General features: G+C 43.4%; 14 protein-coding genes. 2 read left to right on the top strand and 12 right to left on the bottom strand.

What is annotated here, in order from left to right:
- Positions 1-77: 77 nt before the first annotated feature.
- Both OCV96_RS15180 and OCV96_RS15185 read right to left on the bottom strand, forming a co-directional pair.
- A complete protein-coding gene (locus OCV96_RS15180) occupies positions 78-1,346 on the bottom strand; it encodes a sensor histidine kinase (protein WP_262594840.1) in 1,269 nt (422 codons plus the stop codon).
- 257 nt (positions 1,347-1,603) lie between these two features.
- Positions 1,604-2,446, bottom strand: a complete 843-nt coding sequence (locus OCV96_RS15185; RefSeq protein ID WP_022313546.1) for an AraC family transcriptional regulator — start codon at positions 2,444-2,446, stop codon at positions 1,604-1,606.
- A 151-nt stretch (positions 2,447-2,597) separates the two neighbouring features.
- Between OCV96_RS15185 and OCV96_RS15190 the strand changes: the two genes are divergently transcribed.
- Positions 2,598-3,674 carry a glycoside hydrolase family 88/105 protein gene (locus OCV96_RS15190; protein WP_262594841.1) on the top strand — a complete coding sequence of 359 codons (1,077 nt, stop codon included), beginning with the start codon at positions 2,598-2,600 and terminating at the stop codon, positions 3,672-3,674.
- 95 nt (positions 3,675-3,769) lie between these two features.
- Here the strand turns inward: OCV96_RS15190 and OCV96_RS15195 are convergent, their stop codons facing one another.
- The 4 genes from OCV96_RS15195 to OCV96_RS15210 all read right to left on the bottom strand — a co-directional run bounded on the left by OCV96_RS15195 (position 3,770) and on the right by OCV96_RS15210 (position 7,854).
- Complete coding sequence (locus OCV96_RS15195) at positions 3,770-4,309, bottom strand: prolyl-tRNA synthetase associated domain-containing protein (protein ID WP_262594842.1); 540 nt, start codon at positions 4,307-4,309, stop codon at positions 3,770-3,772.
- Between the two features lie 20 nt (positions 4,310-4,329).
- Positions 4,330-4,956: a lactate utilization protein gene (locus OCV96_RS15200; protein WP_117465391.1), complete on the bottom strand. Its 627-nt coding sequence runs from the start codon at positions 4,954-4,956 to the stop codon at positions 4,330-4,332.
- A 168-nt stretch (positions 4,957-5,124) separates the two neighbouring features.
- Entirely contained in the window at positions 5,125-6,681 is a 1,557-nt protein-coding gene (locus OCV96_RS15205) for a hypothetical protein (protein WP_262594844.1), read from the bottom strand.
- A 180-nt stretch (positions 6,682-6,861) separates the two neighbouring features.
- A complete protein-coding gene (locus tag OCV96_RS15210; RefSeq protein WP_262594845.1) occupies positions 6,862-7,854 on the bottom strand; it encodes a Fic family protein in 993 nt (330 codons plus the stop codon).
- 228 nt (positions 7,855-8,082) lie between these two features.
- On the opposite strand from OCV96_RS15210, the gene OCV96_RS15215 reads away from it, so the two are divergent.
- Complete coding sequence (locus OCV96_RS15215) at positions 8,083-8,850, top strand: HAD hydrolase family protein (RefSeq protein ID WP_118503067.1); 768 nt, start codon at positions 8,083-8,085, stop codon at positions 8,848-8,850.
- Here the strand turns inward: OCV96_RS15215 and OCV96_RS15220 are convergent.
- From OCV96_RS15220 to OCV96_RS15250, 6 genes are all read right to left on the bottom strand, one after another.
- Positions 8,847-10,127, bottom strand: a complete 1,281-nt coding sequence (locus OCV96_RS15220) for a glycoside hydrolase family 3 protein (RefSeq protein WP_262594847.1) — start codon at positions 10,125-10,127, stop codon at positions 8,847-8,849. The two genes, OCV96_RS15215 and OCV96_RS15220, sit on opposite strands and share 4 nt — an antisense overlap.
- A gap of 48 nt (positions 10,128-10,175) precedes the next feature.
- The gene (locus OCV96_RS19650) at positions 10,176-10,358 is read right to left on the bottom strand and encodes a hypothetical protein (RefSeq protein ID WP_118669195.1); all 183 of its coding nucleotides are present in this window, start codon (positions 10,356-10,358) and stop codon (positions 10,176-10,178) included.
- Positions 10,333-11,196: a YitT family protein gene (locus OCV96_RS15230; RefSeq protein ID WP_227062653.1), complete on the bottom strand. Its 864-nt coding sequence runs from the start codon at positions 11,194-11,196 to the stop codon at positions 10,333-10,335. Before OCV96_RS15230 ends, OCV96_RS19650 begins: the two co-directional genes overlap by 26 nt.
- A 62-nt stretch (positions 11,197-11,258) precedes the next feature.
- Complete coding sequence (locus OCV96_RS15235) at positions 11,259-12,977, bottom strand: glycoside hydrolase family 13 protein (RefSeq protein ID WP_262594848.1); 1,719 nt, start codon at positions 12,975-12,977, stop codon at positions 11,259-11,261.
- Positions 12,978-13,596: 619 nt separating this feature from the next.
- The gene (locus OCV96_RS15245; protein ID WP_227062656.1) at positions 13,597-14,247 is read right to left on the bottom strand and encodes a hypothetical protein; all 651 of its coding nucleotides are present in this window, start codon (positions 14,245-14,247) and stop codon (positions 13,597-13,599) included.
- Positions 14,240-15,415 (bottom strand): AAA family ATPase, encoded by a 1,176-nt coding sequence (locus OCV96_RS15250; RefSeq protein ID WP_118669198.1) that lies wholly within the window; start codon positions 15,413-15,415, stop codon positions 14,240-14,242. The genes OCV96_RS15245 and OCV96_RS15250 overlap by 8 nt, the downstream gene beginning before the upstream one ends.
- Positions 15,416-15,447: the final 32 nt, after the last annotated feature.

The following is a 15,447-nucleotide window of genomic DNA, read 5'->3' on the forward strand; positions in this document are numbered from 1 at the left end:
TAGCATTAATTTCCCAATACATCCACAAGAAAAGCTCTTTCTCTGACAGAAAGAGCCTTAAAAACATTTTATTGATTTTACAAGATGATCATGACCACAAAATCCCCGTTCTCCATAAAGAACTGGTATTGTCCGTTCAGCTTTTCTACATAATATACGATGCTTCTGGCCCCCAGTCCATGCCCGGAGCGCTCCGTCACCGGGACACCGTCAATAAATACCGGGGCATTCTGCACAGTATTTTTCGCCATCAGAAGAAGATGTCCTGACTTTTCGGACAGAGCCAGCTGTATCAGCCGCTTTTCCTGCGGCAGTTCCTGTACGGCATGCATGGCATTTTCCAGTACGTTTGACAGGATCGCACAGAACATCATTTCAGAGCAGGGAAGTTTCTCTCCAATGCTGACCTGTATCTCCCATCGGATCCTCTGCTCCTCAAACCGCATATTATAGATGGACAGTACGGAATTCACCATCTCATTTCTACAATAGGTCTTGATCACTGTATCATCATAAGTCTGGCTGACCTCATTCAGATATTCCAGCGCCTTGTCGGTCTCTCCCTGTTGGATCAGTGTTCGCAGCACCGACAGATGATGCCTCGTATCATGCCGTAAAATGGACATCTTTTTCTCGCTTTTTCTCGTATTGGTCATTTCTGTCTGGAATGAATTCAGCTGCATCCGGATCAGTTCATTGTACTGCTCTGCCTTGTTCTTCATCTCGTACTCCCGGAAATATACCAGTAAAAAGAGCAGATACGTCAGACACATGGCAAACCCAAGGAATTCCGGAACCGCCTTATTTCCCGTATACAGCAGACTGGAAAATTTCGTGGTGGCATAATCAAAAATATAATATACCATGGGCAGACTTCCGATAATAAGAAGTTCCCTGTCTGTCTTGGCAAACAGCATTGCTGTCGTCTGACAGACATACCTGCACAAAATGACAAAAACGCCAATGGTCACCAGGATTCTGCAGACATAATAACACCACTCCTGCCCTGTCACAAATAATGCGAAAAGTCCCATCCAGTTACTGCACTGACAACATAGATATGCCGTGAAAATAGAAATCAGGGAAGGAAGAATACGGAATTTATAATGCAAAACCAGTACAAATAACAATGGGGCATGCACGATCAGTGGATAAATCTGATCTACTGTTTCTGTTCCAAAGAGAAGTACACACAGAACATATAGAATTCCTGAAACAACCGCCAATGACAACAATTGCAATATATTTTTCTTATCCTGCTTCACTCCCAGAAAAAATGCCGACAGGAAGATTCCAAACAGCATTGTCGTTATATGATGTGTATATGTTAATATCTGTAGTACCATTTTCTTCTCTCTTTCGTATTCTTACCATACATTTTTTACGGTATAAACCATTTCTGTTATATGACCCACCCCGATATGCGAATAGAGGGTAGGATTGTGGGAGTGCGTAGCACGGAACAATCCCGTAGGCATCAAAGCCGGGGGCTTTTGACCTCGACTTTATTATATAAGACTCTCAACGAGAAATCAATTTGTGGATGATTTGACTTTTTGCGTCACAAATGTCAGCATGTCTCGCCTGAGGGATTCAGTAGCTTCTACGCCTTTCGCCGGCGTCTGGTATCACTGGGACTGACACCATAAGCATTGCGGTAGGTTCTGGAAAAATGCACCAATGACGCAAATCCGGTCTTCTGCGCGATCTCCTGGATCGCCAGAGAAGATTCCACCAGAAGTCTTCCGGCTCTGGTCAGCCGGACATTGGTAAGATATTCCAGAACGGTGGCTCCGGTCACCTCGCGGAAAATACGGCAAAAATAGTATTTACTTAAATGGATCTGGGATGCGATGGTCTCCAGATCTATTTTTTCCGCATAATGGGCATTGATATAGGCGATGGCATCCAGAATCTCCTGTCTGGGAGCTGCGGAGAGCTCCGGCATCTGTGTCCGCTCCTGCCTCGTATAGTAGTCTCTGCACAGTAGCAGCAGTTCCAGACAATAGTTTTGCTTTAATTTCTCGGCCACAGCATCGTGGCGGTTATAATATTTCCGCAGCCGTTCGAAGACCTCTACCAGTTCTCCGGACTGTTCCGTTGTCAGATGCAGAATATCATTCTGCAGAACCTCCAGGAACCGCTGCTTCTCCGCAGGTTTCAACATTCCATCCAGATAATCCGGTGCAAAATTCAAGACATACCGGGCATAGAAATCCGAGGACAGACTCTGCATATAATGGGTCTGGTAGGGTTTGATCAGGATAATGTCTCCCGGATTCAGCACATGACAGACACCATCCAGGAAGATGTATCGTATCCCCTTCACCACAAAAAAAAGTTCGTAAGTATCGTGATAATGATTGGTCTGCATATCATTTTTTTTGGTTGTCTCTATGTATTCCAGAAACAGATCGGAATAAGGGTCAAAAATCGTACGAAGCATAGTTTTCCTTTCCCGGAATCATTCCGGCAAGATTCATTCGATTGCTTTTTATTACCGCAAGATATGTTAAACAATCTTAAAAATAAAAGATTATAATGGGATTATATAATAAATCTTGTGCCATGTGAAGTATATGGGAAGGAGATAACTTATGGAGAAAAGACCTTTAGACTATGCAAAAGCATCCATGGATACCATGATGCGCAAATGGGAAGCCCCCAAGCTTCCGCCCGAAGGAAGATTCCATTATCATCAGGGAGTATTCCTGTCCGGAATGTACAAAAGCTATGAACTTTGCAAAGAGGAAAAATATTTTGATTACATCAAATCCTGGGTGGATGCCGTCATCACCGAAGACGGTGTGATCAAACAGGCTGATATGGGGCAGTTCGACGATATGCAGCCGGGTATTCTGTTATATCCCCTCTATCATTGTACCGGTGATGCCAGATATAAGAAAGCCCTGGACTCTCTGATGGCTGCCATTGATTGTTATCCCACCACTCCCGAGGGCGGCTATTTCCACAAGGCCGATCTGCCGGAAGAAATGTGGCTGGACGGTCTGTACATGGAAGGTCCGCTGCGCGCGCAGTATGGCGCAGAATTCCATCACCCTGAATATTTTGATGAGGTTATCTTCCAGGCTCTGACCATGCAGAAACATACCCGTGACCCCAAGACCGGTCTTCTATATCATGCATGGTCCTATGACAGGAAAGTAGAATGGGCTGACAAAGAGACCGGCTGCTCCCCCGAATTCTGGGGCAGAGCCATGGGATGGGTGCCTGTAGCCCTCCTGGACGAACTGGATTTCATTCCCTCCGATCATCCGGACAGAGCAAAACTGGAAAAAATGGCAGTGGATCTGTTAAAGTCTCTGCTCGCATTCCAGTCTGAAGACGGCAGATGGTATCAGGTGGTCAACCGTGGCGATGATCCCGCCAACTGGCTGGAGAATTCCTGCAGCTGCCTGTATGTAGCGGCTCTGTGCAAAGCGATCCGCAAAGGTCTGCTAGATGCATCTTATCTGGAATATGCCCGCAAGGGTTATGAGGGTGTGATCCGCTCCCTGACCTGGGAAGGCGATGACCTCATTATCGGTAATGTCTGCATCGGAACCGGTGTCGGTGACTATGAGCACTACATTCACCGCCCCGTATCCGCCAACGATCTGCACGGTGTCGGAGCGTTCCTGCTGATGTGTGAAGAGTGCGAACAGGTATTTTAATATCTTGTAACTATTCAGAGCCATGCAAAACCAGGCTTACAGATCCTCGCTGCCGGGATTCCGGCGGCGGGCAGATCTGCTTATATTATTACTTTTTACAGCTTTACTTTTACAAAATCATGTTCCATGGCCGGAAGCACCTTTTCGATCAGATCCGCCGTCCGCATGCGGAGGCTGGAGGTATTGATGCAGGGGTGGCACCCGAAATATTCACTGTCCAGCACCTCTTCATCGATCAGCAGCTTCACCTGATGCTCCGTATCGTTCATCAGTCCCAACACACTGACAGAGCCGGGGGTGATATCCAGAAATTTCTCCATATATTCCGGCTTGGCAAAAGATAATCTCGCCGAGCCGATCTGTGCCGACAGATCCTTGGTATGGAACACCTTGGTATCCGGGATCATCAGCAGATAAAAGGCCGTCTCCTGACGGTTGCACAGAAACAGATTCTTACAGACCATGGACTCCAGGATCTCATCCACTTCCTTACAGTCCTCCATGGTCATGGCCGGAGCGTGATCCACACGGTCATATTCCACACCTAAGCTATCCAGCAGGTCATAGGTGCGTATCTCTTTGTCCAGTCTGCCGGTGGTATCGGCAGGTCTTCCTTTTTGCAATACTAATGTCATTGTCGTTTCCCCTTTGTTGTCTAATAACCAATGGTGTCGTTTACGAGGATCACATGGATCCTGTCCGTATGTCTGGAATATCTTGTGATCAGGAACTGACAGCAGATGGTATCCGGAGATTTGCAGTCGAAGCATTTTCCGGTCTCCTTGCAGGGAGTCTTGATGTCGAATCTCTGGGCGTTGATAGGTGCAGCCACGTTTCTCGCACGCTTCATGGCACTGTCCAGATCGGCACATACCTTATTGATGCCGACGATGAAGATTACCTTTCTCGGTCCCTGAGCAATGCAGGAAACACGGTTGGAATTGCCGTCGATATTGACCATAACACCGTCACTGGTGATGGCATTGGCACTGGACAGGAAAATATCCGCATCGTAAGCAGCCATCAGACCGGCTCTGGCATCCATCTTCGAGCGGTCGATATAGTGGTAATTGCCTGCTTCCAGAGCGGAGATCAGTCCGATCTCTCCGGCACTCATGCATCCGCCCATGGCAATGGTGCTTCCCTCCGGGATCAGCTCCAGTGCCTGTTTCAGCGCGGCTTCTTTATCCTCTGCGTAGTAGCCCGACATGTTGCGGGACTGTAAACCCTTGATGACTGTTTTTGCCAGTTGTTCATTTCTTTTTCTGATCATTTCGTTCATCTCTTAACCCTCTTGTCTTTCTGTAGCCTGCAAGCCTTCCGGTGCTTTAAACCTGTACTTCCGTACACTGTGCAGGCACAATTTGCGCGTGAAAAGTTTATACTGAAAAAATCCTTATTGATCCTATTTTATCACTTTTGTATCTCTCTGGAAATACTGATCCTATTCTTACTCTATTTCCTCTATCCGCTGCTGTTGTTCTTTTTTTACCGTTAAATATTCTCTGGCATAGTGTACCTCTTCATCGGTCGTCAGAATGGCTTCCTGTCCCTGCGGCATGTTGATATCCGTTGCCACAAGCAGGAGGGAATCCTCCTTCAACCAGTTTTCCAGCCCTGTGAAAAACTGCGGATCGTAATGCTCTGCCCCTTTCAGCTCGTTATGATATCTGTCAAAGGAATAGTCCAATGGAGACAGTACATTATAATCATAATAACAGACACCCTGCCCCGACCAAAGGCTTGTCGTTACCAGATAATCGTAGCCATCCTTTTGTGTGAGGAATATCTGTACGTTCCCCGCATGGGCAATGGCGAATTCCTGCGACCACAGAGGAATGATTCCATATTGTCCATCTCCCAGATATTCGTAGGCCTCTACCGTTCCCCAGTTTCCGGCCTTATACAATGCTTCTGTAAGATTTTCGTTTTCTTCCTCCAGATAGACCTTCGTTACAATCTTTTCCTTGTAACCGTTATGGGTCAGATCATAATATCCGGTATAGACCTCTGTCATATTCTGTTCTTCCCCGTCTGCGTTCTCCACGTTCACGTCATAAGGGTTGGTCCTTACCGAAAAATCGCCCAGAGAAAATTTCCCATTCTCTTGCATTGACACCGGTGCCGTTACACGAAAGCTGGAATCATATAGCGGAATTGCTATCTGATACAGCTGTATACCCACCACTACGCTTGCAAAAGGGGTTCCTCCTCGGAAATCAAACCGGATCTGGTCTCCCAGAACGGTACCCATATAAGTATTTCCTTCATATTCCCGTAGCAGGGAATCCAGACTCAGATCTATACTTTCCTCAGGATCTGACTCCCCGTTTTTATCCAGGAAATCCACATGAAGTGTGTGAAACTTCTCGTCTAACGTATCCGCCGCAAGGATCCTGCTTTCAAAATCTTCAACCACATTTGTATATTCGGAGACCTTCGGAGTTCCTTTCTGTACATCTACATAATACAGTCCTTCCACATGGACACCGGTTCCTGTCCCCTGTATGGTAGAAATATAGTACTCCTTGTCGCCATCCCCATCATAATCTGCGGCCTCTACCGCAGGTGGTGCCGAATACATGTTTTGCCAGGGGATCTCCACCCGGTATTCCTCGTCGCCGTCATGAATCACCAGGCAATCTTCTGCACCGTTGCCCCAGACACTGACTGTCTCATCATAGGAGTATGACAGCACACCATACTCTCCTTCCGACAGTTCCCGGGCAGCATCCACCGAGACTTGATCTGCCAGGGTTTTCTCCTGATATAGTCCGGTCTGGCAGGTAAGTTTCTCCGGCTCAGGTTCCGTTGTCGTCTCCGGGATTGTCTGTGAGATGGCTGGAGTGGCTGTAGCGGTTTCCTGACTGATTCCTTCTGCCTGAGCAGATTCGGTATCAGAAATTTCCAAAGCGTCCCTACTGCTGCCGCAGCCTGTCAGAGAAAATGCCACGATCAATACCAGTAATCCGCTGCTTATTTTATTGTGAAGTTTTCTTTTGTGCATACGCCCTCCCCTATAGCCGGTAAATACATTTTCTATCTTTATCATATCTAACGAATCTGGCAAAGTAAACCCCAAAAAGTGCCGACACCATGCTTTTCGGTATCGGCACCTTTTCTTTTTAAAATGCTGAAAATCACTCTGAAGACATTGTAACACCTAAAGCCAGCTTTAGATCAAGAATTATTGTTTTACATATCTCTGATTTTTACTATTTGGCTTTTCCGGCAATGTCATTTTTACTAATCCCAACTCTATGGCAGGCTTGATATAATTTTTTCGAAATGTTTCCTTGGATTTCAGATGCAGTGCCTCCATGATCGCATTAGCGGTATAGGGAACATCGTACTCCATTACTTCCAGCATTCGTTTTACATATTCTGACATACTTTCATTTGTCTTATTTACCTGTAGGATAACTTCATCTAATGCCTGATCTATCATACTCAACATAAATTCTATAAAAACATCTGAATTTCCATTCACATGACATTGTGCTATTGCATCATAATATTCTGCCTGAAATCTTTCAATCTGGCTTTCCAACGGAATATATTCAAACACATTTCTCCACCGGTATAGCATTACCATATGCCATAATCTGGCCATTCTTCCATTTCCGTCTGCAAAAGGATGTATAAACACAAATTCATAATGAAAAACAGCTGACATAATAAGCGGATGTATTGTCCCTTCACTGTTTTTAACCCATGAGAATAAATCCTTCATCAGTTCATTTACCATATTTGGCGGCGGTGCCACAAAAATACACCTATCTCCTGAAAAGACACCCTCTTCCCCTTTTCTGAATACACCGGATTCACCTACTGTTCTATAGGTCATTATTCCATGGATTTTTTTCAGATCTGACATGCTTTTGGGATTTATTTCCGAGATTTTTTCATATGCAGCATATGCATTTTTCACCTCTTGTATTTCCTTTTGATCTCCCAATACAAGATGACCATTGATGACGTCTCTCACTTCAGCCAGAGACAAGGAATTTGCTTCTATTTTTAAGGAAGAATGAATGGATCGGATTCGATTGTTTTTCCTTAAATGCGGTCTTGCCTCCAATTCCCTATGACTGCTTATTTTACCTACTTTTTCAGATATAGAAGAAACAAGCTCCAACATTTTATTTGAGATCGTATATGGCGGTTCATATTTTCCCATTTATGTCACTCCATCTTGCTTATTATCTTGCTTACTATCTTACTCGTTTTGGATATCATTAGCAATCTTTTTATTTTTCGCTTAAACATTTTCTTTCTCCTTTCCGCATTTTTTTCAACATATCTTGTAGTAATCAAGAAAAACAGCTATTAAATAAAAATAAGTATTCATGTATAATTTATGATATACTATTTAAAATTATCATTCTGAGAGAAAGGAATTCCGACTATGGGAATCAGATTAGTCTGCAGTGACCTCGATGGTACACTTTTACAATATGGAAAAAAAGAATTGGAAGGCGAGATTTTTGACCAGATCCGGGCACTTCATGACCGGGGGATCCTGTTTTGCCCGGCGTCTGGAAGACAGTATACCAGTCTGCGGAAGCTGTTCGCTCCGGTGGCGGATTGCTGTATTTTCTTATGTGAAAACGGTGGCGTGATCTACAAGGACGAGCTGTGCATTGCGAAAAATCCCATGCCCCGTGCCCTGGCGGAAGAGATTGCAGAAGATCTGTGGAGCCGGAGTGACGGGCAGGGCGAAGTCATGCTCTCCGGACAGAATACGGCTTATCTGATGGAACGTGGGCTGGGAATGCTGGACAGAATAAAGTTTATTGGCAACAACTATCAGGTCATTCAGGATCCCTCCGAAATTCCGGAAGACATCGTAAAGGTCTCCGTATATCTCCATGAAGGCGTAGCGGCTTATGCTGACCGCTTCGTCCCCCGCTGGGAGCAGGCGAACTGTGCGGTGGCGGGACCTTACTGGATCGATACCACCCTTGCCAACAAAGGCATCGGTGTGCAATCCATTTGTAAAATTCTTGGCTTTGACCTCGCGGATGTCATGGCCTTCGGTGACAATTATAACGATGTATCCATGCTGGATATCGTGGGACATCCCTATATTATGGACGGAGCTGCCGGTCCGTTGAGAGAAAAATATCCTCAGCACACTCCCCGGCCCGAGGATGTACTGCGGAGCCTTCTCTAGTCCTGAGCATCCGCAGTATCCGCAATGATGCCCAGCTCTATTTTCATTTTCAAAATACGCAGGACCGATTCGTTGAGGCGTTCCTCGGTAATCTCACCGGTTTCGACCGCCTTGATGACTGCGGGTACCTGTACTTCAAAATCGGTGCAGCACAGCATATCGTTTCCTGCCTGTACCGCCCGGACGGCAATCTCCGCATCCCCGGCGAACTGCCGTACTCCTTCCATGACCAGATCATCGGTAATGATCACGCCGTCAAACCCTAATTCATTACGCAAAATATTATGTACCGGTAGAGAAATAGATGCCGGTACCTGATCATCCATGCAGGAGACAACATTGTGGGCTACCAGCACCATATCCGCCCCTGCGTCGATGCCTGCCTGAAACGGCAGAAAATCAGAATTTACAAACCTCTCTATGGGACGTTCATCATAAGCGATCCCTGTGTGCGTGTCCGAGTTATTGCCATATCCCGGGAAATGCTTTAATACACTTCCCATCTGTTCCTGCGACATGGTCTGCACGACGGTCCTCACATACTCCGTCGTCTGTTCCGCATCCTGCCCGAAACTGCGGGCATAAATAAAATCCTGCGGATCCTGTGATACATCGCATACCGGAGCAAAATTCAGATTAATTCCCAGGCTCTGCAGTAATTGACATTTTTCCTGTGTGTCGCTCCGAATAAGATCCCATCCGCCCTGCGCATACAGTTCCTGAGGAGAGGCAAAAGGCGTTTCCCGCAAGTTCGCATTTTTGCTGACACGGTTTACCGTACCGCCTTCCTCATCCACACCAATCAGCAGGGGCACTTTTGCAGCATTCTGATAGCTTTGAATGGCTGCTGTTACTTCCTCTTTTGTTTTCCCGGTAAAATCCCGGGCAAATAAGATATATCCGCCGAGATGATACTGCGTCACTTTGGATGCTGCATCCGTCTCCGGGCACCGGGCGATGAACATCTGTCCGACTTTTTCCTCTAAGGTCATTCCTGCCAGGAGTTCTTCTGCCCTCTGCTCTACAGGATCTTCCGTTTCCACCGGTTCGCTTTCTTCTGTCTCCGGCAATTCCGTAGGATCTGCACTGTTCTCCGCACCGTTGCCGCTCACATCAGAATCCGATACACTCTGTTCCGACATAGGCTCCGGCTGAACTTCCGGTATTATTTCCTGTGCAGACTCCTCTGTACTTCTTAAATTCCACAACAAAAAAACCAGAATTCCAACACATATGACAGATAAAACGATCACTGCGATATTCCGTACCTTTTTCATTTCGCATTTCTCCATAACCATATTATTAAGATGCCAGGGTCAAAAGGTCTAAGCCCACATGAGCTTGCTCATAAGTGGGTGAAAGACCTTATGACCCGCCCCGATATGAGCATAAAAGTGGGATGATAATCCCACGATATGCGAATAGAGGGGCGGATTGTGAGAGTGCGTAGCACGGAACAATCCGTAGGCATCAAAGTCAGGGTCAAACGGCCCCGGTCTTCGGCTGATACTTCATACTCGATACATTATATACGGTAATAAACGCCTTGGGGTCCAGTTCATTGATGAATTTCATTAATTTCTGGTACTCACTTTTGTCCACAATGGTGATGATCTCGTTGTGTTTTTCAAAATGATAGGCACCGATGGCTTCATAGATCGTGGCACCGCTGTGCAGATCTCTTGTAATAAACTGGCGCAGTTCTTCCTCTTTCTTCGTAATAATGCAGACACGTCGCTTGATATTATTGTCAAAAATAAAATGATCCAGAATGATTCCGTTGAAATAGGTACCCAGGATACTCAGCACCACCGTTTTCTTATCATATACCAGTGCTGCGGACAGTGCCACACACATACCGGAGAGAGACATAGCCTTACCCAGTTCCATATGGAGATATTTATTCATGATCTTCGCCACAATATCCAGTCCTCCGGAAGATGCATTCCGGTTGAACAGAATGCTGAGTCCCACGCTGACCACCAGAATATAGCACAGTACATCCAGTTCCTGACTGTCCGTCAGTGATCCAAAGTTCGGAAACAGGAACTCAAAAATCCCTAAGAATACCGGCAGCATCACACTGGTATACACTGTCTTGACCCCGAACTCTTTCCCACAGGTGGCAAAGCCAATGAGCAGAAGCACCACATTCAGGATCATCGTAATGACCGATAGCGGAAGTGGTATAAAATTAGACAGCACGATGCCGAGACCGGAAATACTGCTGACCGACGCGTGACTTGGCACCAGGAAAAAGTAGACTGCTGCCGCGATGATGGCCACCGCCACAGTCAGGATCCCTGTCTCCTTCATTATTTCTGCATAATTTATTTTTTTCTTCATAATAACATTTTCTCCAACGATATATTTTAATTTGTTTCTATACTCTTCTCATCTTATTATTCTTAGAGTACTATTACAGCGGCATCAAGTCCCTCTATTTTTCCATCAAAGGGATTCTCTCTAAGTAAATCATATTTTTGCGCATACTCATTAAACATTCTTGCGCTGCTGCTGCAGTTGAAGATCAAAGCGAGTGTCTCTTCTCCATTTTTTCTGGTCAGGACGATCGTCTCTTCCTCGTCCCTTGCAGCTAGTTCCATCGGTTCACCCTCTACGATACATGCATGGTTTTTTCGCACCTTCAGCAGCTGCTTATACCATTCAAACATCTCTTTATCCTGGTATTCTTCATCCCAGTACATGCCACGTCTGCAATCCGGATCATTTGCTCCGGGCATCGCAAATTCATCTCCGTAATAAATCATGGGCATTCCCGGTAATAACAATTGAAAAGCTGCTGCCAAATGCTGCTTTTTCTTATTATCCTTACATAGATGTAAAAATCTTGCTGTATCATGGCTGTCGATCAGATTCCACATGAGAGGATAGCATTTTTTGTTTAAGCGCCCCTTCAAATATCCAAGATTCTGTATAAACTGGCTGACATTGATTTTTTCATCTGCAAGCAGATCTATGAGATTCAGGTAAAATGGATAATTCATGACCGTATCCCATTCATCTCCCTCAAGAAAATCTCCTGCATAATGCCAGATTTCTCCAATGATCAGCAGATCCTTTTTTACTGCCTTAACAGCCTTTCTAAATCGCTTCCAGAAGAAATGACTGATTTCGTCACCTACATCCATTCTCCATCCATCGATATCGCATTCCTTAATCCAATAACATGCAACATCTGTAACGAATTTTTCCACCTCCGGATTTTTCAGATTTAACTTTGGCATTCCATCATAATAACCAAAACATTTGAAGTTAGGAGTTTCTCCTTTTTCACCCTTCAGTGGAAATCTCTCGATAAAATACCAGTCCAGATATCTGGATTTTTCTTCTTTTTCTATAATATCCTTAAATGCAAAAAAATTTCTTCCTGTATGGTTGAATACCGCATCCATCACAATTTTCATTCCACACGCATGCGCTTTTTGCACCAATTCCTTAAGATCCTCTGTTGTTCCGAAGGAAGGATCAATCTGATAATAATCAGTGGTATCATATTTATGGCTGGAATCCGATTTAAAAATAGGTGTTAAATACATAACATCTATTCCCAGCTTCTGAATATGATCCAAATGATCCATAATTCCTCTGAGATCACCATGCAGATTATCCTTAGATGTGATGGGTGCTTTATACCACAGTTCCTTGTCTATTGGCTGTGATGCTGCAAAGCGAGATGGAAAAATCTGATACACGACCTTGTTTGCTGCCCACTCCGGCACCTCAAACATTTCTTCCTCACGAAGGTTTTGCGGACAGTCGAACATTCTGTCCCTGTTTGTAATGCATTCCCTGCTAAACTCATAGTTGCCGTAATATACCTTTTCTCCCTGCATATCCGTAAATTCAAAATAATAACGGAGGCATATTAAATGCATCTGAAGCTGTGCCTCATAATAATCATGAAACTGTGATGTGGCAACCTTCTTCATCGAAATCGTCTTTCGTGTATCCTTCCATCCCAATGGTATGTACTTGTCCTCATAATGAAGAATGATCTCTTTTATATCATCTTTTTTTACCTGCACACGTATCACAAATAAATCCTTATCGATTGCATAGCAGAATCTTTTATCCATATCATGAAGAATTGCCGAATATTCCATATTTTTTCCTTTCTATCGCTCGAAAAAAGCGTTTTTTCCTTCTTGATTATAATTCCTTTTTATTATGCTGCACAAGTCACAAAACGATAAAAAGGTCACCGTTTCTGCCTGTTCCGTTGGGGCAACGGAGGATTTCATTGCGCATTCTCCTTCTGAAATTTGTGTTCGTAACTGTCGAAATTTACAGAAATATGCATTTTATCAGTTATATCTTATAATTTTAGAAATATGTTGTCTCTTTGGATGAGTTCGACATGAGCAGAAACGGGATCAAGCACCGCAATATCTGCGATTTTCTGTTGGCAGAGGAATGGAATTAAAATCTCTGCGAATCTCCATCTGAAAGTCTCACTGTAATAGATTTTTTCTTCTTCAACTGTAAAAGGTGGGCGCTTACGCTCCCACCTTCACACTTTTATTCAATTACTATGTCAGATACTTATTCTTCTGAACCACTCTTTTTCCTTACATAGAATATGGCTCCAATAACAATCAGCATAATACAGATACCTATAATAATGATTGATTAATATTTCTATTAGATTACTACCATTATATCGTGTGATAGGTCGGATATCGATAAATTTTTGACCAAATTTTTTTTGCCGAACATCCATTATTACCAGTCAATCACATCGAAAAATTCTTCTATATTGCTACCCTTTTTATTAATAAAATTCACATCAAAAAAAGTATCTTTAATCACAATATCAAAATTTTTCTTTTTTATCTCATATTGATTGTACAGCAGCTTTTCTTTTCCTCTTAATGATTCCATCATTATCTGATATGACAATTCTCCTGAATTAAGGAAGTTATAAACATCTGCATTTCCTTTAAAAGCCGCAATACTTTTTGCTCCCAGAACAGATTCAATAAATTTATGTGGATCCTGTCCTCTATACTGAGGACTGTGTAAGCATGCCACATACTCAAAATCCGGATTGTCCATAATAATAAAATGTGGTGTATTTCCCTTTGCATTCTGAATCCTGCAGTACTCCAACAGTTTTTTAAATCCATCCAGTTCTCCCGGGACAGTAGCTATTCTATCTGCATCCATAATAATGAATTTTGCTAGATAGTTACTCTGTGACTCCGTTTTTATCTTCTGAAGGAAGTTTGAATAGCCCCCACCATGCATATTGATGGGTTTTAAAACCAGTTCTACGCCCTGATTCTTTCTCATCTTGTCTATATAATTATATTCTGTATCTCCCTCACAGAATACTGCAAACCTCTTCTGGAGGACTCTTGTTTTTCTACTCAAATGCCGTACCTCCCAATATCCCCTTCATATAAAACTCATATATCTTAGTGTTTTCATACCTCACTTCCGGAAAATCCGCCAAAGAATACAATTCTGATGTCAGTTCATCTTTACTTTTTGTAATAAAATAAATCTGTTCTTTCATGTATGTCTTCAAATTTAGGTGTAATACATTATGTGTAGAAAATACAAACTGTCCTCTGTGCTCCATACCGTTAATATACGCAATAACACGGTCTGACAAGATTGGATTAAGAACCCGGTCCATCTCATCTGCAAATACCACTTTATTTTCATATACTACGCGAAATATCTGTACAGCCCATGCAAAAAATTCTCTGACACCGGTTGAATCCTGTGATAATTCTCTCTTAAACTGCTTTCCCTGTGCATTCTTACGAATTACCAGAGTTTTAGAATAAGGCTTCTCATCATCCACTTCAATTCCGCAAATGCTGTAATCTACCATCTTAAAAATTTCTACATATCTTGGATCTTTCATAATTTCAAGATCCCGTTCCTGCCTGACAATGCTGTCTATATTGTCAGAGGGTATATTACCCGGATATAGGACATTTAACATCCATTCAACAGTTGCTGACGCATCCTTATTTCCGAGAAGAGCCAGTTTAACTACAAATAATCCGTTACTATTATTGCTATTCTTAAGAGCAGCTGTCACTTCCCTGGCTGTTCCTCTTCGTAATGTATATATATCCTCCTGATCCCGTAAAATATCAAACACTACATGCTCAGCTGATTTCCGCTGGCTGCTTCTGATAAGTTTTTCGCTATAGATTCCTTTTGTATCAACAATAGTTTCATACTCATAAATATAATGATTCCCCGCTAAGAATACTACATTAAATTTCTGTTTGGGATTATTACACTCCATCAAAGTATCTGTGTTAATATATGAATTAACAGACTGCACTTTCATGTTTGTATCAAACAATGATTTCAGATATTTTAATCCATTTATAAAGTTGGACTTACCACCTGCGTTCTCACCTACGATAACTGCTGTTTTCAGCAGGTCATATCCTGTTTCTGTTGTAGTATAGTTATCCGGAAAGCGCTTTTTTACTTTCCCGCCTGGTGCTTCTAATGAAAACTCGCACTCTTCCTTGAACGAACAAAAATTGTCAAACATATATCTTATGAGCATACTTCCACCGCCTTTCAATAATCATTATATAC

The organism is Waltera acetigignens, from assembly GCF_025567015.1.
GTDB classification, from domain to species: Bacteria; Bacillota; Clostridia; order Lachnospirales; family Lachnospiraceae; genus Acetatifactor; species Acetatifactor acetigignens.